The sequence below is a fragment of the Ruegeria sp. CL5 genome, assembly GCF_056536485.1.
In genome coordinates this window covers 124,925-147,602 of sequence record NZ_JBQFPS010000006.1, presented here as the reverse complement: position 1 = coordinate 147,602, position 22,678 = coordinate 124,925, and the positions used below count along the sequence as shown (strand labels likewise).

Genomic DNA, 22,678 nt, shown 5'->3' with positions numbered 1-22,678 from the left:
CGGGTAACTCTTCTTCGGGTAAAGTCCCGATCCATCGCAAAGCAGGCAGGTTCCGAATGTTCGATCCAGTTGAAACATATATGAACACTCTTGTCCCCATGGTCGTCGAGCAGACCAGCCGGGGCGAACGCGCGTATGATATTTTCTCGCGCCTTCTGAAAGAGCGAATTATTTTCATCAACGGACCGATCCACGATGGAATGAGCCATCTGGTCGTCGCTCAGCTGCTGCATCTCGAGGCGGAAAACCCCAACAAGGAAATCTCGATCTACATCAATTCGCCCGGTGGCGTGGTCACCAGCGGTTTGTCGATTTACGACACAATGCAGTATATCAAGCCGAAATGTTCTACATTAGTGATCGGTCAGGCGGCTTCGATGGGGTCCGTTCTTTTGGCTGGTGGCGAGAAGGGAATGCGGTTTTCTCTGCCCAACAGTCGGATCATGGTGCATCAGCCCAGCGGTGGATATCAGGGTCAAGCCAGCGACATTATGATTCACGCAGCAGAGACCCAAAAGCTGAAGGATCGCCTGTATGATATCTATGTTCGTCATACGGGACAGACAAAAAAGGCGGTTGAAAAGGCTCTGGATCGCGACAATTTCATGAGCCCGGAAGAGGCCAAGGAGTGGGGTCACATCGACGAGATCGTCGAGAACCGCGCCAAAATGGACGGCGACGACGCCTAGGTTCAAATCCGCGCGCGTCAGGCGTGAGGATTGATTTTGAGATTGTAGCTGCCAGAGGGCTGGCCTAAGCTGCAGGCATATACGGCAAGCGCGGCCCCGAGACGGGGGCTGCTGAGACGGAGCCCGAGGGGTAAAGCATGGCGACGAATTCAGGCGGTGACGGCAAGAACACGCTCTATTGCAGCTTTTGCGGCAAAAGCCAGCATGAGGTGCGTAAGCTGATCGCAGGCCCGACCGTGTTCATCTGCGACGAATGTGTCGAGCTGTGCATGGACATCATCCGTGAAGAGACCAAGGCCAGCGGCCTGAAGTCGTCGGACGGCGTGCCAACGCCCAAGGATATCTGCGAAGTGTTGGATGATTATGTGATCGGTCAGGCCACCGCCAAGCGGGTTCTGTCGGTTGCGGTACACAACCACTACAAGCGCCTGAATCACGCCCAGAAAGCGGGCAGTGATATCGAGCTTGCCAAATCCAACATCCTGTTGATCGGTCCCACCGGTTGCGGAAAGACCTTGCTGGCGCAAACGCTGGCACGGATTCTGGACGTGCCCTTTACGATGGCGGACGCAACCACACTGACCGAAGCGGGTTACGTGGGTGAGGATGTCGAAAACATCATCCTCAAGCTGCTGCAAGCCAGCGAATACAATGTCGAACGCGCACAACGCGGCATCGTCTATATTGACGAGGTCGACAAGATCACTCGCAAGTCCGAGAATCCATCGATCACTCGCGATGTCTCGGGTGAGGGCGTCCAGCAGGCGCTGCTGAAGCTGATGGAAGGCACCGTGGCCAGCGTTCCGCCGCAGGGTGGCCGTAAGCATCCTCAGCAGGAATTCTTGCAGGTGGATACCACAAATATCCTGTTTATCTGTGGTGGTGCCTTTGCAGGCCTCGACAAGATTATTGCGCAACGTGGCAAAGGCTCGGCTATGGGCTTTGGGGCTGATGTCCGCGACAATGACGAACGCGGTGTGGGCGAGATCTTCAAGGATCTTGAACCCGAGGATCTGCTGAAGTTTGGCCTGATCCCTGAATTTGTTGGCCGTCTGCCGGTTCTGGCAACGCTCGAAGATCTGGACGAAGATGCTCTGGTCACTATCCTGACCAGCCCGAAAAACGCTCTGGTCAAGCAATACCAGCGCCTGTTCGAGCTGGAAGATGCCGATCTGGCCTTCACCGATGATGCGCTGAAAGCCATCGCCAAGAAGGCTATTGAACGCAAAACCGGCGCACGTGGCTTGCGCTCGATCCTCGAAGATATCCTGCTGGATACGATGTTCGAGCTGCCGGGCATGAAGAATGTGACCGAAGTTGTGGTCAACGAAGAGGCGGTGACGTCAGAGTCGCAACCGCTGATCATCTACGCTGACACAGCTGAATCTGCTTCCGCTGGTTGAGCCGAGGCTGATTGCCCGCGGCACTGGTTAGGGGGCTCTGCCCCCGTCGCCATTGGGCGACTTCCCCAAAGTATTTATAGCCAGATGAAGCAGGGGTCCGCTCTTCATCTGGCTATAGATACTTCGGAGCGCGAGGCAGAGCCTCGCATTGAATCGGCTTTGAGGTCATTGAGGCAATATTAGTAGGCAAGCATGGCAATCAAACGGATATCTTCTGGCGGCGAATTCGAGGCCAAGGCTGGCTATTGCCGCGCAGTTGTCACTAGAGGCTGGGTGCATGTCGCGGGGACTGTAGGTCAGGGGGACACGGTGGTTGACCAATGTCGCTCAGCTCTGTCGATTATCGAAAATGCGCTTATCGAGGCTGGCTCATCATTCTCAGACGTTGTGCGCGTCACATATATGTTGCCGGATCGCACCGAGTTCGAGCCTTGCTGGCCTGTTTTGGCCGAGAGGTTTGGCGCGAACCCTCCTGCAGCCACGATGATTGAATGCGGGTTGGTCGATCCGAAATATCGGATTGAAATTGAGGTTACCGCTATTCTGCCGGAATGACGCAGGCGAGCCCGGTGGCACTGGACCTCAGCGTGCCTTTGGTCCATATCTTCGGGGACAGAAATGCCGGAGGCAGCCGATGGGAATCCTGAACAGTCTATTGCGGGCCGTGACCTGGTGGAACGGAGCCACCCTGAACACGCAGTTCTACACTGCGCGCAAAGGGATCAAGGTCGGTGAAGACGATGAAGGCAACGTGTTCTATCGTAACGCAGACGACAGCAAACGTTGGGTGATCTTCAATGGTGAGGCCGAGGCCAGCCGGATTGACCCTGATTGGCATGGATGGCTGCATCGCACTTGGGATGAACCGCCAACCGACAAACCTCTGGCCCACAAATCCTGGGAGAAACCGCATCAGGAAAACCTGACGGGAACCGCGCTGGCCTATGCACCTGCCGGTTCGCTGCGTCGTGCCGATCCGGTTGAACGCAGCGACTACGAGGCGTGGAACCCGGAATAGGCGAAGCACAGATGTCTACTCATACCAAGACCGAAGTGATTGTCGGCGGGGTCGTACTGGCCTGCGCTGTTGCGTTTGGCGTCTATGCGAGCCAGTCCACTGGCCTTTCTCAATCCAGCACAGGTTATGAGCTGGGCGCGTCTTTCCGCTCGCTGGAAGGTGTCGGCGTCGGCACCGATGTCCGTCTTGCCGGCGTCAAGATCGGGACGGTGACGGGTGTTACGCTGAACTCTGACACGTACCGCGCGGATACTCAGTTTTCCGTGGCTGATGGTATCCTTATCCCGGATGACAGCGCGGTCGTGATCTCGTCCGAAGGATTGCTGGGTGGCAACTTTGTTGAGGTCATGCCGGGTGGTTCCCCGTTTTATTTCGAGGCGGGTGATGAGATCACTGATACCCAAGGCGCGGTCAGCCTGATCTCGTTGCTGGTCAAGTTTGTGGCCGGGGACGGCAGCGAATGATGCGGGCGGCCCTTGTGGCCCTGATCGTCACCGCGACCGGAGCCGCAGCGCAGCAGAAGGTCGAATCCGGCCCCGGTGCCATGTTGCGCGGTTTGGACAAGGTCAGCGGGCAGACGGTGGATATCGAGGTGCAGAACGGCGAGACAGCGACGGTCTTTGGCCTAGACGTCGCGCTGGGTGATTGCCGCTATCCAGCCGAGAACCCGACAGGCGACGCCTTTGCCTATCTGACCATCTGGGAACAGGGCAAGGCGCAGCAACTGTTTGATGGCTGGATGATTGCAACCTCGCCCGCGCTGAACGCGCTGGACCACGCGCGCTATGACGTCTGGGTGATCCGCTGTATCACACCCTGAGGGGTCTGCTGCAGATCAGCGGTGAAGTCCGCATCGACCTCAAGCGCTTGTTTCAATTCGCTATGATAGACCGCACGCGGGATTTCAATCGCACCCAATGAGGCCAGATGCGCCGTCAGAAACTGCGTATCGAACAGCGTAAACCCGGTTTGGCGCAGCCGATCCACCAGATAGGCAAGTGCAATCTTCGATGCATCCGTGCGGCGCGAAAACATGCTTTCGCCAAAAAAGGCAGCTCCGAGGACCACGCCGTAAACGCCGCCAATCAGCGACGAACCATCCCAAACCTCAAGCGAATGCGCGCGACCGCTCCGGTGTAGTTCCTGATACAGGCGGCGCAGTTCGGGATTGATCCAGGTGTCCGATCGGTCGGCGCAGCCATCCACCACGCCCACAAAGTCCTGATTGATGCTTACCCTAAAGCCGCAGGTCCGGATACGCCGCGCCAGACTGCGTGAGATGTGAAAGCCATCCAGCGGGAACACGCCGCGAAACTTTGGGTCGACCCAGAACAGCTCGGGGTCATCGCGGTGCTCGGCCATCGGAAAAATGCCGATGGAATAGCCATGCAGCAGAAGTTCGGGGGAAAGGCTCATGCCGGGTGCCCCGGGACCAGAGGGCCGTAGCCCTCTGATCCCGTTTTCTTATTGGGCCATGTTCTCCGCAAGCCAGTGCTCCAGCCAGTGGATGTTATAGTCACCGCTATGCAGATCTGGTTCCTGCAGCAGCGCGTGGAACAGCGGCACGGTGGTGTCGATGCCGTCGACGATCAGCTCGCCCAAGGCACGTTCCAGACGTGCCAACGCTTCGGCCCGGTCGCGACCTTGCACGATCAGCTTGGCGATCAGCGAGTCGTAATAGGGCGGGATCGAGTATCCGTCATAAAGCGCCGAATCCATCCGCACGCCCAGACCACCCGGCGCGTGATAGGCCGTAATCTTGCCCGGGCAGGGCGAGAAGTTCGGCAGCTTTTCCGCGTTGATGCGAACCTCGATGGCGTGGCCGTTGATTTCCAGATCGTCTTGACCAAACGACATGTCCTCACCAGCGGCGACGAGGATTTGTTCGCGCACCAGATCGACACCAAAGATGCCCTCGGTCACCGGATGTTCCACCTGCAGGCGGGTGTTCATCTCGATGAAGTAGAACTCGCCATTCTCATAGAGGAACTCGATGGTGCCAGCGCCGATATAGTTGATCTTGGCCACCGCGTCGGCGCAAACCTTACCGATCTTGGCGCGTTCTTCCGGGGTGATGCATGGGCCGGGGGCCTCTTCGAACACTTTCTGGTGGCGACGCTGCAGCGAGCAGTCGCGCTCGCCCAGATGAACCGCTTTGCCCTTGCCGTCGCCGAAAACTTGAATCTCGATGTGGCGCGGCGTCGTCAGGTATTTCTCGATATAGACCTCGTCATTGCCAAAGGCTGCTTTGCCTTCGGCGCGCGCGGTCATGAAGGCGCTTTCCATCTCATCTGCGGTCATCGCGACTTTCATGCCGCGACCGCCGCCACCGGCGGTGGCTTTGATGATGACGGGATAGCCGAACTCTTCGCCGATGCGCTTGGCATCTTCCAAGGTGGGAACGCCGCCATCGGAGCCGGGAACGCAAGGCACGCCCAGTTCCTTCATCGTGTCCTTGGCGGTGATCTTGTCACCCATGACGCGAATATGTTCTGCGGTGGGGCCGATGAAGGTGATGCCGTGATCTTCGACGATCTGCACGAACTCGGCATTTTCGGAGAGGAAGCCATAGCCGGGATGGATCGCCTGCGCGCCGGTGATTTCACAGGCCGAGATGATCGCGGGCACGGACAGATAGCTTTGCGGGCTGGGCGGGGGGCCGATGCAGACCGATTCGTCGGCCATACGCACATGCATCGCGTCGCTGTCGGCGGTGGAATGGACGGCAACCGTCTTAATCCCCATCTCGCGCGCAGCACGGATCACGCGTAGGGCGATCTCGCCTCGGTTGGCAATCAGGATTTTGTCGAACATGGGCCCGCCTTACTCAACGATGACCAGAGGCGTGCCGAATTCCACAGCATCACCATCGCCGACCAGAATGCGCTTGATGGTGCCCGACTTGGGCGCGTGGATGTGGTTCATGGTCTTCATGGCTTCGACGATCAGCAGTGTGTCGCCTTCGGATACCGACGCACCGACCGAGATAAACGCAGGCGCGCCCGGCTCGGGCTGCATGTAAACGGTGCCGACCATGGGAGAGGTCACAGCTCCGGGGTGGCTTGCGGGATCATCCACTGCGGTGGGTGCCTCGGCAGCGGCAGGAGCGGCGGCGGCAGCAGGGGCAGCAGCGGGTGCAGCCGCAGGAACCGCAACCTGAACCGGAGCGGCCACGGTTTGCGACATACGGCTGACACGCACATTCAGGCTGTCGTCATCGCCATATTCGCGTTTGACCTGCAGTTCGGTCAGGTCGTTTTCGCGCAGCAGTTCGGCCAGTGCCTTGATAAACGCGACATCCGCTTCGTGTTTGGTATCTGTCATGAGTGTCCTCGAAGGTTCCCCTATGGCCCGTCTGTTCCCTGCGGGCTTGGTCTGATTACGCAGGGTTATAAGCTATGCAGACGCCCATGAAAAGCGTCGACTGAGCCCGTTAAATAGGGGTTTTCGCTTCAAGTTCGAGGGGCGCTGCAATTACAGCGGCGTCCCTGACAGTTTTGCCACCAACTCGGGCAGCTTTCGAGCGCCATATTTCTCTAGAAGACGAGCGCGATAGGCCTCGATTGTGCGATAACTCAGCCCCAACTCCACTCCGATTTCTTTTGCAGACAGGCCGCGGCAGGACAGGATGGCGACTTCGCGTTCGCGGGTGGTCAATTGCACAAGTGGGCGTTCTTCCGAGATATCCGAAAAGCTCCATATCCCGTGACGAAACGGATCGTCGGGCGTAAGGGACCGCCCTCGTGCGCGGCACCAAAACAGGTCCCCGTCGCGCCTCCGCATAACTCGTTCATCCGTATAGTACCCGGTGTCGCGCATCACTTGCAGGCTGCGTGCTCCAATCCGCTCCCAGTCGGCAACCGAGGGATAAAGATGTAGCAAGGGCATGTTGCGGTAATCAGCTTCATCCCCGCCAAAGGTCCGCGCAAATTGCAAATTGCACCGCCGGATGATCCGGTTCTCAAGCTCAACAAGGCCGATAGGGGCGTATTCGAAGGCGGGATCGCTCATGTACTTATCGTGACGGGTATTGCGTTGAATTAGAAGAGCAGGTGGCGGGAAACGGTGGGTTTCTTTCTGTTGTCGCTGTCAAAGTTGTAAATCTTCTTTGATAATTCTTCGCCAAGGGTTAAAAATCATGCAGTTATTCTGCAAATCAGTTTGCAGACGTCAAGGATACAAACAAGATGCGAGATACCCTTACCGGCAGCCGGATACGCGAAAGGCGGCAAATCTCGGGGTTGCGACAGGCGGAACTGGCGCGGCAGGTGGGGATTTCGGCATCGTATCTGAACCTGATCGAACACAATCGCCGCCGCATTGGTGGCAAGCTTCTGATTGATATTGCGGCGGCATTGTCAGTGGAACCATCGCTGCTGACGCAAGGGATAGAAGATACGCTCATCTCAGCCCTGCGCGAGGCGGCGGCAGATTCGGTTGGTCAAAAGGCCGAGGTTGACGGGCTCGAAGAATTCGCCGGACGCTTTCCCGGCTGGTCTGGCGTTCTGGCACAGATGCATCGCCGCGTAGTGACTTTGGAACGTACAGTCGAAACCCTTTCGGATCGTTTGACCCATGACCCACATCTGGCCGCTTCGATGCATGAGGTGCTGTCGACCGCTGCCGCCATTCGTTCAACCGCCGCGATTCTGGCCGAACCCGGAGAGATCGAGGCCGAATGGCGCGACCGCTTCCATCGTAATCTGCATCAGGATGCCGAGCGGCTGGCTGAAAGCTCCAAAGCGCTTGTGGCCTATCTTGATGACAGTGACGGGCAACGCGATCTGCGTGGCATCCCACTTGATGCGGTCGAGGCCTTTTTTGCTGAACAGGGATATCATTTCCCGGAACTCGAAGCCGGAGGGGAATTAACCGATGTGCTGCTGGATGGGCTCGAGTCCTCCGCCGCCAACGCCGTAGCCTCGGGCTTGCTGAACCTTTACGCAGCCGATGCGCTGGCCATGCCGTTGGATCAGGTACGCGACGCGCTTGATGCAACGGATCTTGACCCGCTGGCCCTCGCGGCAGCGTTTTCGGTGGATTTGGTTACGGTGCTGCGACGGTTGGCCTTTCTGCCCGAAGGCACGCTGGCACGTCCTGCAGGGCTGGTGATCTGCGACGCCTCGGGCAGCGTTCTATTCTATAAGCCTGCGCCGGGCTTTGCCCTGCCGCGCCATGGCGAGGCGTGCCCGCTCTGGCCTTTGTTCACGGCGCTAAACCGTCCTCTGGTGCCGATCCGCAAGCGCGTCGTGCAACTTGGCCGCACCGCCGCCCAGTTTGAATGTTTCGCCATCGCCTCCCCCCAACCGGCCGAGGCGTTCGGAGCCGAGCCGGTCTACCGTTCGGTCATGTTGGTGCTGCCGGTTGAAGACACCGTGCGGCCGACGGAGAACGCGGCGCAAGTCGGGGTCAGTTGTCGGATTTGCCCCAAACGAGATTGCGGCGCACGTCGGGAACCGTCGATCTTGAGCGAAGGGTTTTGACAGTTTCGTGACGCTGCGCTTAAGCTGGTCTGGACAGGTGGCCGGACGTGCAACCGGTCCTGGGGAGGAAGTACAAATATGAGCCGTAAGGTTCTGTTGATCGAGGATGAACCCAATATCACCGAGGCGATCCGTTTTTTGCTGACGCGTGAAGGGTGGCAGGTTGAAACGCATGCCGAGGGAACGGACGCGGTGCAGATAATCCTGTCCGCTCAGCCCGATTTGGTGATTCTGGATGTGATGTTGCCGGGTAAAAGCGGAATGGATGTGCTGCGTGATCTGCGCGAGCATGAAGAGATGAAGGCATTGCCAGTCCTGATGCTGACCGCACGCGGGCAATCCCGTGACCGGGAGATGGCAGAACAAGCCGGGGTTAGTCGTTTCATGACCAAGCCGTTCTCGAATACCGAGGTTTTGACGGCGGTGCGTGACCTGCATGCGCAGGCGTCACAGTCATGAATTCCCCGGACGACGGCAAAGACCGGCCCTCGCCGGCCCGACCGTCTCTGTTTCTCGAGCGGCAGGGTTATCGTCGGCGCAGACTGGCGGATGCGGCGCGGCTGCTGCCATTTCTGGGGGCCGCCCTGCTTGCGCTACCGCTTCTATGGCCTGATGAAAGTGAAAGTGCCGAGGCGTTGTCGCTTTCCTCAGCCATGTTTTACATCTTTGCCTGCTGGGGGGTTCTGATTCTGATCAGTGTGGTCTTTGGCATTGCTGCCAGGCGTATGGCAGCACGCGAGAACGCCGAGCCCGGGGCCGAGTCATGGCGACACTGAATGTCCTGATCCTGGTCTGTCTGGGCTACGTGGTGCTGCTGTTCGGCGTGGCCTTTACCGCTGATCGGGTTGCGGCACGCGGAGGTGGGAAATGGCTTCGGTCCCCGCTGATCTATACGCTGTCTCTGTCGATCTATTGCACCGCCTGGACATTCTATGGCGCGGTCGGCAACGCCGCGCGTTCTGGACTGGAATTTGTGACCATCTATTTGGGTCCAACTCTGGTAATGATCAGCTGGTGGTGGGGCCTGCGCAAGTTGGTTCGTATCGGACGCAGCCAGCGTGTGACCTCCATCGCTGACTTGATCTCGTCGCGTTACGGTAAGTCCAACACCCTGGCGGTTTGCGTGACGATCTTGGCGGTGCTGGGTGGCACGCCGTATATCGCGCTGCAATTGCAGTCGATCACGCTGTCCTTTTCGATCTTTGCCGAGGCTGATCCAACCGGCCTTTACCGCGAGGGATCCAGCGTATTCTGGGTCGCTGCCGGTCTGGCGGTCTTTGCGATCCTCTTCGGCACTCGCAATCTGGACGCAAACGAGCGCCACCACGGCGTTGTCACGGCTATTGCCTTGGAATCAGTTGTTAAACTCTTTGCTCTGCTGGCGGTTGGTATCTTTGTCGTCTGGGGCGTCGCGGGGGGGCTGGGGCCGATGATGGACCAGATCGACGCGTCTGAGATTGGTCAGTGGCATGTGGATGCTGGGCGCTGGACCACTTTCATCTTCCTCTCGGCAGCGGCTTTTGTCTGCCTGCCAAGGATGTTTCAGGTCATGGTGGTCGAGAATGATGACGAAGGCCATCTGCGCACTGCAGCCTGGGCCTTTCCGCTTTATCTGCTGCTTATGAGCCTATTTGTGGTGCCGATCGCGGTGGTCGGGCTGGACCTGATGCCTGAGGGATCGAACCCGGACCTGTTTGTGCTGACCGTGCCGCTGTCGCAGGGCAATGACTGGCTGGCGATGCTGTCCTTCATCGGCGGGTTCTCCTCGGCTACGTCGATGGTGATCGTCACGGCCATGGCGCTGTCGACCATGGTCTCGAACCACTTGGTCATGCCGATCTGGCTGAATACCCAAGAAGGCACCGCGTCGGTATCCGGTGATGTCCGGACCATCGTTCTGATGGCCCGCCGTGTCTCGATCGCTGTGATCATGGCACTGGGCTATTTCTACTACAGCTTGTCAGGTGGCGGGGCTGCACTGGCTTCAATCGGTCTGGTGGCCTTTGCAGGGATCTCTCAGATCCTGCCCGCTCTGGTGGGTGGTTTGTTCTGGCGCGGTGCGACCAGAACCGGGGCGTTGGTGGGGCTCAGTGTTGGGTTCTTCCTGTGGATTTATACTCTGCTGCTGCCCGGCATGGAAGGTGGTATCATCCCGGCGTCGGTGATCGAAAACGGACCTTTCGGCTGGGGCTGGCTACGCCCGCAAGCGCTCTTTGGGATCGAAGGAATTGATCCGATGGTGCATACAGTCATGTGGTCGCTGTCACTGAACACAATCGCCTTCTGCGTCGCTTCGATGCTCAGCTTTCCAAGCCCGCTGGAACGCCTGCAGGGTGCACAATTCGTCAATGTCTTCGACCACTCGGTTTCGGCGCGCGGCTGGACCGGGTCAGTCGCGCAAAGCGAAGATCTGATGATCATGACCCAGCGGATTTTGGGCACCATACCCGCGCAGGAATTCTTTCAGGCCGAAGCGGAACGGCAGAATGGCCGGCCTGGACGTCTCCCCGAACCGACTCCGCAGTTTCTGGAACGGCTGGAACGTGAACTCAGCGGTTCGGTAGGTGCCGCAACCGCCCATGCGATGATTGGTCAGATCGTGGGTGGTGCGTCTGTTTCGGTCGAGGACCTGCTGGCCGTAGCCGACGAATCCGCTCAGATGCTGGAATATTCCAGCCAGCTCGAAGCGAAATCGGCTGAACTCAGCCGCACTGCGCGCCAGTTAAGAGAGGCCAACGCCAAGCTCACCCAAGTATCAAAGCAGAAAGACGCCTTTCTCAGTCAGGTCAGCCACGAGTTGCGCACGCCGATGACCTCGATCCGCGCATTTTCCGAAATCCTGCGCGACGCCGAGGGCCTGAGCGCAGAAGAGCAGACCCGCTATGCTGCGATCATTCATGACGAGTCGCTGCGTCTGACCCGGCTGCTAGACGATCTGCTGGATTTGAGTGTCCTTGAAAGCGGGCAGGTCAGCCTGAATATGGATGACGCAACGCTGAACGAGGTATTGGATCGCGCAGTCTCAAGTGCTCTGGCAGGCAGTGATCGCAAGATTTGTGTGCGGCGGGTGCGCGCCAACGAACGCATCCCGCTCTACACTGATCTGGATCGGCTGGGGCAGGTCTTCATTAATTTGATCTCGAATGCTCAGAAATACTGCGACGCTGATGAACCGGTGCTGACGATATCGGCCCATGATGTTGGCGGGCAGATGGTGATTGATTTCATCGACAATGGCAGCGGCATCCCAACCGAGGCCCAATCGCTGGTGTTCGAGAAATTTGCCCGCGTTGGCTCGGACAAGGCAGGTGGGGCCGGGTTGGGTTTGGCGATTTGTCGCGAGATCATGCAGCGCCTAGGGGGCGAAGTCGCCTATTTGCCTGGGCAGGCAGGAGCCGCCTTCCGTGTCAGTCTGCCTCTTGCTTATCGGCAGGCCGCGCAATGAGGATGTCATAAAGATATTTGTAACGATCTGCGGGTTACACAATTCCTAGGTGTATTCTAAGACGGCAGAGCGAGGCGATGACTAAATCAGCATTGGCACGCAAACTATCGGCGAGGCAGGGTGAAGTTGATACGCCCCGTTCAATTCTACGTGCCCTGCGGCTTGGTTTGGCGCGGGCGGCAGGTGATGGCATGGGGCTAGCGCTGACAGTCATCGGGGCCAAACAGGCGTTGCGTGCGCAGGAGGATGTGACCGCGCGATTGAAACAGGGTTGGTTGATACTGCTTTTTGGCTCGGATCACGGTAGCGTGGCGGCAGTGTGTCTGGACCCGGGATGCGTGTCGGCCGTGATTCAGCAGCAGACGATCGCAATTGTCACCTCTGATCCACCGTCGGAGCGAATGTTTACGGACACTGACGCCGCCATGGTCGCCCCCTTGATCGAGGATATGCTGGGCCGGGCGCAGAAGCTGGTCGAATCCCCGGCGGATATGGCCAGCCTGTCGGGGTTTGAGTTCACATCGCGAGCTGAAGATCGGCGCAGCCTGACACTGGCGCTGGTGGATGAGGCATATCGTGTATTCGATCTGACAGTCGAGTTGGCTGGCGGTCGCCGACAGGGGGAGGTTTGCGTGTTGTTGCCTGACCGACCGCTGTCTGATGCGGAGCAGGAGGTGGAAAACAGTCTCGAGGGTAAGAACCTCGATCAGGCATCCGGCGTGATGCGCGCTGAACTGAACGCTTTAATAAGCCGTATTTCACTGCCGTTGACTGCTCTGTCAGAGTTGACAGTTGGCGACGTCCTTCCGTTGCTAGGCGCGCGTGTGGATCGGGTTGAAGTTCTGTCAATCGACCGTGCCCGTATGGCGATTGGTCGGTTGGGGCAATGCGGTGGGATGCGCGCGGTTCGGATAAATGAACACAATCCGGTCGCGACATTGCCAACGACGGACGAACAGTCATTTCTGGCTCACAAGTCTGGCCCAGTTTCCAAACTGGACGATGACGAAAAGTCAGCGTTGCTGGACGAAGAAATTGTGACCAGCGAACAGGCAATGAATGATACTCTGCTTAACCCGGATGATATTTTGCCATCGAATCCTGACCAACGCGTTGCCGAGATTTCACATCTTGCTGGGCTACCAGCGCCTGAGGGCGATGGGCCGTACTAGGTGGCTTAGTCCTGTGCGCGCAACTGCTCCAGCGCTGGGCGAAGTCCGTCGAGCGCATAGCCAGCCTTACCCGTCGCGTCCAGAATTTCATCCGTGCTTAGCCGGTTGCACTGTCCCAGCGCCCAAACAACGGAGCAACGGGTACCGGATGCGCAATAGGCCAGGACAGGCCCGCTGCAGCTTTCGGCCAGATCGCGCTGCAGGGCGACATTCTCTGGCGTCATAGTCTGGTGCGTCAGTTCCAATACCTCGTATTCCATTCCGGCCTCGCGCACGGCCTGCCCGATGGCATCAGACTGCTGATCTGGCGGCACCTCCGTATTAGGACGATTGCAAATCACCTTGACGAAACCTGCCTTGGCGATGGCTGGCACATCCTCAACCGTGATCTGGGGTGAGACAGCATAGCGGGGGGTAATCGGTCGAATCTCCATGACAACTGATTAGGCCGCGTCAGCCATCCTGTCCAGTTGTGCACCCAGCTTTGGCGCGGCCAACATGCCCGCAATCATTGCGATTAGGAACACAATTCCGCCAACACTACCATAACTGAGTGAGGCCATCGCCGGGCCCGGGCACAGACCTGCCAACCCCCAGCCAACCCCGAACAGAACCGAACCAACGATCAGCCGACGATCCAGCTCAACACGAGGTGGAGCAGGAAATTTGCCACCTACCAGCGGCGTTCGGTTCCGGGTCATTTGCCACGCCACCAACATGGGCAGGATCGCCCCGCCCATGACAAAGGCCAGCGTCGGGTCCCAGTTGCCGAACACATCCAGCCATCCCTGCACCTTGGTGGTGTTGGTCATGCCTGAGATCAACAGCCCGGTGCCAAACAAACCTCCGGCGAGAAAAGCAAATACTGAGCGCATCAGATCACCCCCAGAACTTGGCGAAACAGAACAACCGTTAACCCGCCAGCAAGGATATAGAAAACCGTGGCGACAATCCCGCGCAGGGAGAAGCGAGAAATCCCGCAGACGCCGTGACCCGAGGTGCACCCATTTGCAATCCGCGTGCCCACACCGACCAATAACCCGGCCAGGATCACAATTGCTAAATCCGGGGTCAGATGAGTCTGAGTCTGTGGTGCAATCAAGGGGCGTAGCAAGAAAGGTATCCCGATCAGCCCAATAACAAAGGCTAAACGTTCCGTCATTGCACTGCGGTCGCTGCGCTCAACCAATCCGCCAAGAATGCCACTGGCTCCCATGATCCGACCATTGCACAGAAGATATACAGCGGCACCCAGCCCGATCAGCAGGCCACCCGCAAGACCCCACATCCACTCCACATTCATTTCTAGTTCCTCACCCGATATTCCGTGTCAAAGCTTGTTGACCGGAATTTTCATGAAAACATCACCTTGTTCATCCGCCGGTGGCATCTGACCGGCCCGCATATTGACCTGCAGAGAGGGTAAGATCAGACGTGGCATTGCCAAGGTCGCATCCCGCGCATCGCGCATCTCGACAAATTCCTCAACGCTTCGGCCTTGTCCGATATGGACATTCAACGCCTTCTGTTCGCCTACCGTCGTTTCCCAGGCAAATTCATCTCGTCCGGGCGCCTTATAGTCATGCCCTACGAATACCCGTGTCTCGTCGGGCAATGCTAAAATCTTTTGGATTGAGGCAAATAGATCCTCCGAAGATCCGCCCGGGAAATCGCAGCGTGCGGTTCCAAAATCCGGCATGAACAATGTATCGCCAACGAATGCTGCGTCGCCGATCACATAGGTCATGCAGGCCGGAGTATGACCCGGCGTATGCAGGACGTCCCCGCGCATCTGGCCGATGTGAAAGCTGGCCCCTTCCGTAAACAGAGCATCGAACTGGCTGCCATCACGCTGGAACTCGGTCCCTTCGTTGAACACTTTGCCGAATGTGTCCTGCACGACTACGATATTCTCACCGATCCCGATTTTTCCCCCTAGCTTTTCCTGCAGATAGGGCGCTGCTGACAGGTGGTCGGCATGGACATGGCTTTCCAGTATCCATTCCACCTTCAACCCGTTGTCGGTCACATATTCGACAATCTGATCGGCCGAACTGGTGTCAGTGCGCCCCGAGGCGTGATCAAAATCCAAAACGCTGTCGATGATGGCGCAGGCCTGTCCTTCGGGCTCCTGCACCACATATGAGACTGTGAAGGTCTGAGGGTCAAAAAAAGCTTTCACTATGGGCGTCATGGGATCCTCCGTTCGGCTCTATCTCATATATCAATACTGGAATGTGATTAAAGTGCCAAATCACGAATTGATGTCAGTCAAAGCAAATGCCGCGAATTGAGCATATGTTTTGGGCGACCAAGGTCATATTGACGGAATTTGGCCCTCACAGGCAAGATTCCGCGATGTTTTGGCCCGGTCTCGTGCTGGTCTTAATCTTGTTACCTATATCAGGCAGACTGGCACTGTATGGGAGGATGCAAATGACTGCTCAGGATCTTTATACAGAGGCGGAACGGCTGGAAGAAAGGCTACATGGTGCATGCTTGGAGACCCGACTGGCTCTTCAGCCCCGTGTCAGTCAGGTTCTGGATAAAATGCGCGCGCAGCGTGTTCAGATACCTTCGCGCTTGCGGCGGCTGGATGCAGCGCTGTGCGAAGATGCGTTAGAGGCGCGGTTCGACAATATGCCCGTGTGATCTGTTCGGTTAACTAAAAGAAATTCCGAGGATAACCATCATTAGCCCCAGAACCGACAGGAAAAGGGATGCAAGATTCCAGGGTAATACGCCCTGAACTGCAGCGCGGAGTTCCTCATCGGTCAGGTTAGCTTTGCGCGCTTTCATCACCCGCAAGATGCACCAGACCAGACCGATCAGCCCGGCCATGGACAGGGCGGCACCGCCCCAGACGATAATGTCGAACATAGTTGTTTACGCTCACCCGTTGAACCCGTCGTCGCGCTTAGCGGATCGATGCCATTCAGACAAGCCCGTCGTATGGATTGTCTGCTTGCGATCGGGTCGGTGCCGATGTATCCGGCTGCTTATTTTCAGCCCTTGGGAGAGACGCAGATGGAAGACATCACTGAAGATCAGGCCGCAGCAAATTACCGAGTGACCGCAGGCGAGCTGCGCCAGTTCATCGAGCGTTTCGAGCGTCTTGAAGCCGAAAAGAAAGATATTGCCGACCAGCAGAAAGAAGTCATGGCCGAGGCCAAAGCCCGTGGCTACGATACCAAAGTCATGCGCAAGGTCGTCGCCTTGCGCAAGCGCGACAAGGACGATATCGCCGAAGAAGAAGCCGTGCTGGAAATGTACAAAGAAGCGCTGGGGATGTAACTTCAGCCGCTTACGGGTTCAAAAAACGGAGATCTGGCATGGTCCGAAGCCGCGCCAGATCCTGCTCATAAAGCTCGGTAAACGCCGCGATAATGTCTTCGCTCCAGCCGGGCAGTTCCACCTCCTCCTCGATCGCCTCTGTCAGCGCATGCTGCTGAAAAATCTGTGCTAACCTTCCTCTGAAAATGGGATCGTTGGGTGGGCTTTGTTGTTCCCTCAACCCCTTCAGCTCCTGCTTACCCAGATCCGAGATGAGCGAGGACAGCAGCGCGTATTCCTGATCAAGCTGCGTGTCCGCGGGTAGTCCGACAAGTGCGCGTGCAATGTCACCAAGGATCAGAGGAGAATCCTCGTTACTCCACAAGGTGATCTTGACGTTTGGAGCAAGATCGCGAATGTCCTCAATCATCGCAAGCCAACTCAGGCAACTCAGATCGGTCGTCGCAACTATATGTTCGCGCTCGGGGGCTGATAGCAACATCAATACCTTCGGAATAAAGCTGCCGGGATTGCGCAGCCCCACAAACAGTTCGACTGACGAATCGCTGAACAGGTGGTCCATATAGGACATCCTTTGACCCGCATTCGCATAGAACTGCCCATCCATGATGATCGATGCCCGTTCACCTAGATACAGCGCACTTGACAGGATCGCTCGATCAACCTGTTGCCCCTGAGGCATTAATTTCTGAAACCTTGCCCGCGTATCTTGGTGCGAAGGGCGGTCAGCCGCAGGCTTCAGTGCTGGCCGAAAGATCTTTCTGAACGGACGCATCCCCCAAAATGCCGCATGGCTCTCAGCGACAAGCTGGACGTTCGCCTGAAGCAGATTGAGCAACGGATCGTGGTCGGTAAAGTGTGCTCCGGCTTGGATGACCATCTGCATATTGGAATTGTCCTTGCCTCGGGCGAATTTATCGATTGGGTTACAACCAGTCCCCGGCGCAGTCAAATTTGGATAAGGCCTGATTATTAGGTTATCCTAAGGCAAACCATCACAAAGTTAAGGTGACGCGAAAATTCGGGCTTGCAGTCCCTGTTCCGAGCGATTAATCGACACCCAGTGCCCCTATAGCTCAGCTGGTAGAGCAACTGATTTGTAATCAGTAGGTCCGCGGTTCGAGTCCGTGTGGGGGCACCATTCAAACACTTAGAGATCAAGTGGTTAAAGGCCTATCGTGCGACGGGCCTTTGTTTTGGTTGGGTTTTCTGCAACGTCTCTGCGACATCGACTACACCCGACGCCTAGAAATCTCCCAGATCGTCGAAGTCGCCATTGCCGTTTTCGCCATGCGCTTCGCCGTATTGGCAACCGGGGCCGCAGGGCAAATCACAGTCGAAACGGTCACCAAGTTCAAGATTGCGCTTCTTGGTAGTGATTTTCAGGTTCCAAGGAACGTGCAGGTCACACACCACATGGCGGCCCGTATCTGAACACTTGCCGACCAAAGTTACGATGTGATGAACGTGATATTCCATTCCGGCCGCCTGTTGCTTTGCTGCCGCCAAGTCGTACTTCGCAAGAATTTGTGTGCGTTGCTCATCCGTTGGCAACGGCGGTACCGCGTTGAGCGATTCTGCGCGTTGCGTCGCTATTTCGTGATGCATTAGGCCGCGATTATTGGCTTTGTATCGGAGTCGCCGTGGTATCGCCTTCAGCTCTGTCTCGCGCTGTTGTTGCTCTTTGAAGGCGACTATTAGATCGTACTCTGCTTGCAGTTGCTCGACGATGTCAGCCGGGTCCACCGGTCATAGGTTAGTCATGTAGATAAACGATTCCTTCCAACGGATAGTTTAGAGAACGCTAGTTTGAAGCACATCATGCTGCTTCTTGGTCACATTATGACACTTCGAGAGGCGGGGTGAACTTTTAAGATTGAACTTGAAGCAAGACTTTATCCTTTTGGCCCCCTAATGAGTTCTCTGTTCCCTAATGAAAACCTCAATACGTGTTAGAAGATGAAGAAGTACGCAATGGTTGGCCTGTTCCTAATGGGCTTGAGTGCATGTGAAGTAGCCAACCCATGAAACTAAGAAACAAACTAAACGCTGCTGTCATGGTGGCTTTACCTGCTGCGTGGCAGCTACCCAGTTCTGCCAACGCGCAGTCACAGGCTGATCCAAAATATTCGATTCAATACGAGTGGTCGAACATCCCAGATAATCTGGATGTTATGCCAAACCTCATGGGGCAGACGATAGACTTCGGAACCTACAAGGTGTTCCACTGCCAGTACGATTTGGTGGTTGCCTCTGAAGCTCTCTACGTTAGCGCAAGCTATGATGTGGAAACGATGAACGTAGTGGGTTCAATGTTTGCCGATGGTGAAAAGAGGCCCTTTCCTGAGGACATGGGGTTTCTGGCTAGGCTGATAGGTAAACTGACCCCAGAAGCCGTGCCTCCCTTTTTCGAGTGTATTGATCGCATGGATGAAGAGGCAACGGCAGAGGCGCACTAAAAGCTACAACCGCTCGTGAGAGGGTATGTGATATCGGTAGGTGGATTTAATCAATGTGGGGGCACCATTCAAACCTAGGTGCGACCACATCCACCGCTTCGTTTGTTCGTACGAATTCAGACAGTTTCGAACATCCGATTGGGGCTCATCGCAAGAGGTCGGTATCGCGATGTGTCAGGGTTGATGAGTAATTATCCTGATCACACGCGAGTATCATTGGTGCTACTGGTCACATTCAACGCAAGCTGACTAATTAGAACTCTCGAAGTCACGCTAGCGCGAAGGCCCGGTCTGGTCTTTTTCTGCCGTTTCATCCGAGGGCTTCAGCGACAATGGCGGGGCTTCCGGCTCTTCTGAGATCGGGGCAGGGGCGGCCGGAGGTTCTGTCAGTCCATCGTCAGGTCCGGGAACCGGGCGCGCGGTCGGGGTGGCGCCTTCTTCAACCGGGTTTTTCGAATCCGGCTCATCCGGAGCAAGCACCCTGCGAAATACCAGCACATTTCGCCAGTTGGTGGTTGAACCCGTCAAACCTGTGCGTTCCTCGCTGGGCAGCAATTCTGCGCGCTGATATTCCCAACCCTCTTGGCCCAGTTGGTTCAACAACTGCTCAATTGAGGTGGCGAACCGGCCCTCGGGCGTTTTCACTCCCTTCGCCTTGGTTCCCTTTTGCGGAGCGGGGACAACTTTATATTCGTAGCGCTGCATCAATTGGTCCTAATTGCGTAACCCGGGCAAATTAACATTTTGACAGGCGGGTGAAAGCCAAGATCACGCATTGGCGAATTTCGGCCCGCACTGTGGCTTTAGCTCCGCGCGGCTTTGCCCACAAGCGACAGACAGGTTTCGGTTGCGATCGCCATGTCCTGCACCGAGATCCACTCCAGCGGACCGTGTATGCATTGCATTCCCGTGAAAATGTTGGGCGTGGGCGTGCCAAACTCGGTCAGGCGTGAGCCGTCGGTGCCACCCCGGATCGGCACCGAAACGGGCTCGATCCCCTGTTCACGGCAGGCTTCACGCGCCAGATCGACGGGCGTCATGTCCTTTTCCAGCCAATAGCGCATATTGCGGTACTGGTGCGAAATCTCGCAGGTGATGGTGGCGCGCGGCTCGGTGGCCTGTACGGCGGCGCAGACCTGACGGACAATCACGCGCTGGGCTTCCAGCGCGTCCATTTCGAAATCACGCAGGATCAGCTTGATTTCCATCTCTGACGAGCCGCCATTCATATCTGTGACATGGATGAACCCCTGACGCCCGTCCGTGACTTCGGGCGTCATCGTCGCCTGCGGCAGGGTCTGCACGATCTTCGCCGCCAAATGCGCCGCGTTTACCATCTTGTCTTTTGCCAATCCGGGGTGGATCGACACGCCGGTGATCTTGATCACCGCGCGGTCGGCTGAGAAGCTTTCATATTCGATCTCACCCAGTTCTTGCCCGTCCAGCGTATAGGCGAAATCCGCACCCAGATCTTTGGGCAGCTGTTCGGTAACACCGCGCCCGATCTCTTCATCGGGTGTAAAGGCGATACGAATCGGGCCGTGTGGCAAGTCTTTGTTCTCAAGCAAGTGCCGCGCCATCGTCATCAGGATCGAAACGCCTGCCTTGTCATCGCCCCCCAGCAGGGTGGTGCCCGACGCGGTGATCAGATCATGCCCGATTTTCTCGGCCAGATAGGGGTGTTCTTCGGGTGATAACACCAGATCGGGATCATCGGGGAAGGTGATCCGGCCGCCGTTATACCCTTTGATCACCCGCGGCTTGACACCGGTTGCGTTGAACTGGGGCGCGGTGTCCACATGCGCCAGAAATCCGATGGTTGGTCCGTCGGCTGTACCGGGTATGGTTGCCACTACAACGCTGTCCCCGGTCATCTGCACATTCTGCGCACCGATTTCCGTCAACTCCTGCTGCAGCAGGTTCAGCATGTCGAACTGGATTTCGGTACTGGGGGTCGAGGGCGAGGTCTCATCGCTCTGACTGTCGATGGCTGCGTAGCGTACCAGCCGGGTTTCCAGTTCCTGATCAAACCGATTTTTCATGTCTGCTTCCTCTCCGCGTTGCGGGAAGAAGAATGCCCATTTGGGCGGGGAGTCAAGCTGAAGGCCTGCCCGTTTTGAGCAGCCTGAAATTAACTTTTTTGTTATGTACAAGTTGAACAAACCCCTGTGCGGGGTTTGTTCAACTTGGAAGATTTACGAACCCAGCTTCTTGCTGACCAATTCGTTAACGGCCTTCGGATTGGCCTTGCCGCCGGTGGCCTTCATCACCTGACCGACGAACCAACCCGCCAGTTTAGGGTTCACCTTGGCCTTCTCAACTTGCGCCGGATTGGCGGCGATGATCTCGTCCAAAGCAGCCTCGATGGCGCCGGTATCGGTCACCTGTTTCATACCGCGCTCTTCGACGATCTGCGCTGGATCGCCGCCTTCGGTATAGACAATCTCGAACAGATCCTTGGCGATCTTGCCCGAGATTGCATCCGACGAAATCAGATCAATGATTCCCGCCAACTGAGCGGGTGACACCGGAGACTCGGTGATGTCATGGTCTTCTTTCTTCAACCGGCCAAACAGCTCGTTGATCACCCAGTTTGCAGCCAGCTTGCCGCTGCGCCCCTTGGCGACCTCTTCGAAATAAGCCGCTGATTCCACCTCAGCGGTCAAGACCGAAGCGTCGTAGTCGGTCAGGCCGAACTCGCTGATAAAACGAGATTTTTTATCGTCAGGCAGCTCCGGTAGCTTGGCTGCGATGTCGTCGATCCACGCTTGTTCGATCTCCAACGGTAGCAAGTCAGGATCGGGGAAGTAGCGATAGTCATGCGCTTCTTCCTTAGACCGCATCGAGCGTGTCTCACCCTTATCCGGATCATACAGGCGCGTTTCCTGATCAATCGTGCCGCCGCCTTCGACGATTGCGATCTGACGACGTGCTTCGACCTCAATCGCTTGCTGGATAAAGCGCATCGAGTTCATGTTCTTGATCTCGCAGCGTGTGCCTAGATGCGAAAAGTCCTGTGTTTCCTGATACTTCTCATACGCACCCGGCAAACAGATCGAGACGTTCACGTCCGCCCGCAAGTTGCCGTTCTGCATGTTACCGTCGCAGGTGCCGAGATAACGCATGATCTGACGTAACTTGGCGATGTAGGCGGCAGCCTCTTCCGGTCCGCGAATATCGGGACGCGAAACGATCTCCATCAGGCAGACACCGGTTCGGTTCAGGTCGACAAAGGACATATGCGGATCCATGTCGTGGATCGATTTGCCCGCGTCCTGCTCCATGTGGATGCGTTCGATCCGTACCATACGCGCAGTGCCGTCACCCATCTCGACCAGAACTTCCCCTTCACCCACAATGGGCTGATAAAGCTGGGAAATTTGGTACCCTTGCGGCAGGTCAGGATAGAAATAGTTCTTACGGTCAAAGGCCGATTTCAGGTTGATATCCGCTTTCAATCCCAGCCCGGTGCGCACGGCCTGTTCAACGCAATACTCGTTGATCACCGGCAGCATCCCCGGCATCGCGGCGTCCACAAACGCCACGTTCGAATTCGGCTCGGCCCCGAATTGGGTCGACGCGCCCGAGAACAGCTTGGCATTGGATGAGACCTGAGCGTGCACCTCCATCCCGATCACCAGTTCCCAATCGTGCTTGGCCCCGGCAATGGTTTTGGGTTTGGGCATTTCGTATGTCAGGTCGAGCATGGCGCGCC

At 56.9% G+C, this 22,678-nt stretch carries 28 protein-coding genes and 1 tRNA gene; 15 read left to right on the top strand and 14 right to left on the bottom strand.

Annotation, left to right across the window (positions count from 1 at the left end):
• Positions 1–56 precede the first annotated feature (56 nt).
• From ACR0IU_RS12225 to ACR0IU_RS12200, 6 genes are all read left to right on the top strand, one after another.
• Entirely contained in the window at positions 57–689 is a 633-nt protein-coding gene (locus ACR0IU_RS12225; RefSeq protein WP_010443269.1) for an ATP-dependent Clp protease proteolytic subunit, read from the top strand.
• A 137-nt stretch (positions 690–826) separates the two neighbouring features.
• Positions 827–2,092 (top strand): ATP-dependent Clp protease ATP-binding subunit ClpX, encoded by a 1,266-nt coding sequence (clpX, locus tag ACR0IU_RS12220; RefSeq protein ID WP_170685905.1) that lies wholly within the window; start codon positions 827–829, stop codon positions 2,090–2,092.
• Between the two features lie 192 nt (positions 2,093–2,284).
• The gene (locus tag ACR0IU_RS12215) at positions 2,285–2,647 is read left to right on the top strand and encodes a RidA family protein (protein ID WP_480716457.1); all 363 of its coding nucleotides are present in this window, start codon (positions 2,285–2,287) and stop codon (positions 2,645–2,647) included.
• A gap of 79 nt (positions 2,648–2,726) precedes the next feature.
• Positions 2,727–3,110, top strand: coding sequence for an NADH:ubiquinone oxidoreductase subunit NDUFA12 (locus ACR0IU_RS12210; RefSeq protein WP_480716456.1), 384 nt, complete (start codon positions 2,727–2,729; stop codon positions 3,108–3,110).
• Positions 3,111–3,121: 11 nt separating this feature from the next.
• Positions 3,122–3,574 (top strand): outer membrane lipid asymmetry maintenance protein MlaD, encoded by a 453-nt coding sequence (mlaD, locus tag ACR0IU_RS12205; RefSeq protein WP_480716455.1) that lies wholly within the window; start codon positions 3,122–3,124, stop codon positions 3,572–3,574.
• Entirely contained in the window at positions 3,571–3,930 is a 360-nt protein-coding gene (locus tag ACR0IU_RS12200) for a DUF2155 domain-containing protein (RefSeq protein ID WP_480716454.1), read from the top strand. Before mlaD ends, ACR0IU_RS12200 begins: the two co-directional genes overlap by 4 nt.
• Here the strand turns inward: ACR0IU_RS12200 and aat are convergent.
• From aat to ACR0IU_RS12180, 4 genes are all read right to left on the bottom strand, one after another.
• Positions 3,894–4,526 carry a leucyl/phenylalanyl-tRNA--protein transferase gene (gene aat, locus ACR0IU_RS12195; protein WP_480716453.1) on the bottom strand — a complete coding sequence of 211 codons (633 nt, stop codon included), beginning with the start codon at positions 4,524–4,526 and terminating at the stop codon, positions 3,894–3,896. The genes ACR0IU_RS12200 and aat overlap by 37 nt on opposite strands.
• Before the next feature lie 48 nt (positions 4,527–4,574).
• Positions 4,575–5,924, bottom strand: coding sequence for an acetyl-CoA carboxylase biotin carboxylase subunit (accC, locus tag ACR0IU_RS12190; protein ID WP_039534085.1), 1,350 nt, complete (start codon positions 5,922–5,924; stop codon positions 4,575–4,577).
• A gap of 9 nt (positions 5,925–5,933) precedes the next feature.
• The gene (gene accB / locus ACR0IU_RS12185) at positions 5,934–6,434 is read right to left on the bottom strand and encodes an acetyl-CoA carboxylase biotin carboxyl carrier protein (protein WP_480716452.1); all 501 of its coding nucleotides are present in this window, start codon (positions 6,432–6,434) and stop codon (positions 5,934–5,936) included.
• A 150-nt stretch (positions 6,435–6,584) separates the two neighbouring features.
• Positions 6,585–7,121, bottom strand: a complete 537-nt coding sequence (locus ACR0IU_RS12180; RefSeq protein WP_010443260.1) for a helix-turn-helix domain-containing protein — start codon at positions 7,119–7,121, stop codon at positions 6,585–6,587.
• A gap of 176 nt (positions 7,122–7,297) precedes the next feature.
• Here ACR0IU_RS12180 and ACR0IU_RS12175 point away from each other — a divergent pair, with 176 nt between their 5' ends.
• The 5 genes from ACR0IU_RS12175 (at position 7,298) to ACR0IU_RS12155 (ending at position 13,210) form a co-directional block, all read left to right on the top strand.
• Positions 7,298–8,593 carry a short-chain fatty acyl-CoA regulator family protein gene (locus tag ACR0IU_RS12175; protein WP_480716451.1) on the top strand — a complete coding sequence of 432 codons (1,296 nt, stop codon included), beginning with the start codon at positions 7,298–7,300 and terminating at the stop codon, positions 8,591–8,593.
• 78 nt (positions 8,594–8,671) lie between these two features.
• The gene (locus tag ACR0IU_RS12170) at positions 8,672–9,052 is read left to right on the top strand and encodes a response regulator (protein WP_170775084.1); all 381 of its coding nucleotides are present in this window, start codon (positions 8,672–8,674) and stop codon (positions 9,050–9,052) included.
• On the top strand, positions 9,049–9,369 hold the full coding sequence (locus ACR0IU_RS12165; protein ID WP_480656068.1) for a hypothetical protein: 321 nt from the start codon (positions 9,049–9,051) through the stop codon (positions 9,367–9,369). Before ACR0IU_RS12170 ends, ACR0IU_RS12165 begins: the two co-directional genes overlap by 4 nt.
• Positions 9,357–12,038: an ATP-binding protein gene (locus ACR0IU_RS12160; protein ID WP_480716450.1), complete on the top strand. Its 2,682-nt coding sequence runs from the start codon at positions 9,357–9,359 to the stop codon at positions 12,036–12,038. Before ACR0IU_RS12165 ends, ACR0IU_RS12160 begins: the two co-directional genes overlap by 13 nt.
• Before the next feature lie 77 nt (positions 12,039–12,115).
• On the top strand, positions 12,116–13,210 hold the full coding sequence (locus tag ACR0IU_RS12155) for a FliM/FliN family flagellar motor C-terminal domain-containing protein (protein WP_480716449.1): 1,095 nt from the start codon (positions 12,116–12,118) through the stop codon (positions 13,208–13,210).
• Positions 13,211–13,215: 5 nt separating this feature from the next.
• On the opposite strand, the gene ACR0IU_RS12150 is transcribed toward ACR0IU_RS12155, so the two are convergent.
• The 4 genes from ACR0IU_RS12150 to ACR0IU_RS12135 are packed head-to-tail and all read right to left on the bottom strand — an operon-like array spanning position 13,216 to position 15,404.
• Positions 13,216–13,644: a TIGR01244 family sulfur transferase gene (locus ACR0IU_RS12150; RefSeq protein WP_170543264.1), complete on the bottom strand. Its 429-nt coding sequence runs from the start codon at positions 13,642–13,644 to the stop codon at positions 13,216–13,218.
• Between the two features lie 9 nt (positions 13,645–13,653).
• A complete protein-coding gene (locus ACR0IU_RS12145; protein ID WP_480716448.1) occupies positions 13,654–14,085 on the bottom strand; it encodes a DUF6691 family protein in 432 nt (143 codons plus the stop codon).
• A complete protein-coding gene (locus ACR0IU_RS12140) occupies positions 14,085–14,513 on the bottom strand; it encodes a YeeE/YedE family protein (RefSeq protein WP_260022869.1) in 429 nt (142 codons plus the stop codon). Before ACR0IU_RS12140 ends, ACR0IU_RS12145 begins: the two co-directional genes overlap by 1 nt.
• Positions 14,514–14,540: 27 nt before the next feature.
• Positions 14,541–15,404, bottom strand: coding sequence for an MBL fold metallo-hydrolase (locus tag ACR0IU_RS12135; RefSeq protein WP_170775067.1), 864 nt, complete (start codon positions 15,402–15,404; stop codon positions 14,541–14,543).
• Positions 15,405–15,646: 242 nt separating this feature from the next.
• Between ACR0IU_RS12135 and ACR0IU_RS12130 the strand changes: the two genes are divergently transcribed.
• The gene (locus ACR0IU_RS12130; protein WP_010443250.1) at positions 15,647–15,862 is read left to right on the top strand and encodes a hypothetical protein; all 216 of its coding nucleotides are present in this window, start codon (positions 15,647–15,649) and stop codon (positions 15,860–15,862) included.
• A gap of 9 nt (positions 15,863–15,871) precedes the next feature.
• On the opposite strand, the gene ACR0IU_RS12125 is transcribed toward ACR0IU_RS12130, so the two are convergent.
• A complete protein-coding gene (locus ACR0IU_RS12125; protein ID WP_010443249.1) occupies positions 15,872–16,090 on the bottom strand; it encodes a hypothetical protein in 219 nt (72 codons plus the stop codon).
• Positions 16,091–16,237: 147 nt separating this feature from the next.
• On the opposite strand from ACR0IU_RS12125, the gene ACR0IU_RS12120 reads away from it, so the two are divergent.
• The gene (locus ACR0IU_RS12120) at positions 16,238–16,504 is read left to right on the top strand and encodes a DUF2312 domain-containing protein (RefSeq protein WP_170686114.1); all 267 of its coding nucleotides are present in this window, start codon (positions 16,238–16,240) and stop codon (positions 16,502–16,504) included.
• A gap of 10 nt (positions 16,505–16,514) precedes the next feature.
• Here the strand turns inward: ACR0IU_RS12120 and ACR0IU_RS12115 are convergent, their stop codons facing one another.
• Positions 16,515–17,390 (bottom strand): hypothetical protein, encoded by an 876-nt coding sequence (locus tag ACR0IU_RS12115; RefSeq protein WP_480716447.1) that lies wholly within the window; start codon positions 17,388–17,390, stop codon positions 16,515–16,517.
• Positions 17,391–17,569: 179 nt separating this feature from the next.
• On the opposite strand from ACR0IU_RS12115, the gene ACR0IU_RS12110 reads away from it, so the two are divergent.
• Positions 17,570–17,645, top strand: a tRNA-Thr gene (locus tag ACR0IU_RS12110).
• A gap of 104 nt (positions 17,646–17,749) precedes the next feature.
• On the opposite strand, the gene ACR0IU_RS12105 is transcribed toward ACR0IU_RS12110, so the two are convergent.
• Entirely contained in the window at positions 17,750–18,250 is a 501-nt protein-coding gene (locus tag ACR0IU_RS12105) for a hypothetical protein (RefSeq protein ID WP_480716446.1), read from the bottom strand.
• Positions 18,251–18,528: 278 nt separating this feature from the next.
• Between ACR0IU_RS12105 and ACR0IU_RS12100 the strand changes: the two genes are divergently transcribed.
• Complete coding sequence (locus ACR0IU_RS12100) at positions 18,529–18,963, top strand: hypothetical protein (RefSeq protein ID WP_480716445.1); 435 nt, start codon at positions 18,529–18,531, stop codon at positions 18,961–18,963.
• Positions 18,964–19,236: 273 nt separating this feature from the next.
• Here ACR0IU_RS12100 and ACR0IU_RS12095 read toward each other — a convergent pair whose 3' ends face one another.
• The 3 genes from ACR0IU_RS12095 to gatB all read right to left on the bottom strand — a co-directional run bounded on the left by ACR0IU_RS12095 (position 19,237) and on the right by gatB (position 22,670).
• Positions 19,237–19,668 (bottom strand): DUF4177 domain-containing protein, encoded by a 432-nt coding sequence (locus ACR0IU_RS12095; protein ID WP_480716444.1) that lies wholly within the window; start codon positions 19,666–19,668, stop codon positions 19,237–19,239.
• Between the two features lie 98 nt (positions 19,669–19,766).
• Positions 19,767–21,005 carry a peptidase T gene (gene pepT, locus ACR0IU_RS12090; protein WP_480716443.1) on the bottom strand — a complete coding sequence of 413 codons (1,239 nt, stop codon included), beginning with the start codon at positions 21,003–21,005 and terminating at the stop codon, positions 19,767–19,769.
• 153 nt (positions 21,006–21,158) lie between these two features.
• Positions 21,159–22,670, bottom strand: a complete 1,512-nt coding sequence (gatB, locus tag ACR0IU_RS12085; RefSeq protein WP_480716442.1) for an Asp-tRNA(Asn)/Glu-tRNA(Gln) amidotransferase subunit GatB — start codon at positions 22,668–22,670, stop codon at positions 21,159–21,161.
• Between the last annotated feature and the right edge of the window lie 8 nt (positions 22,671–22,678).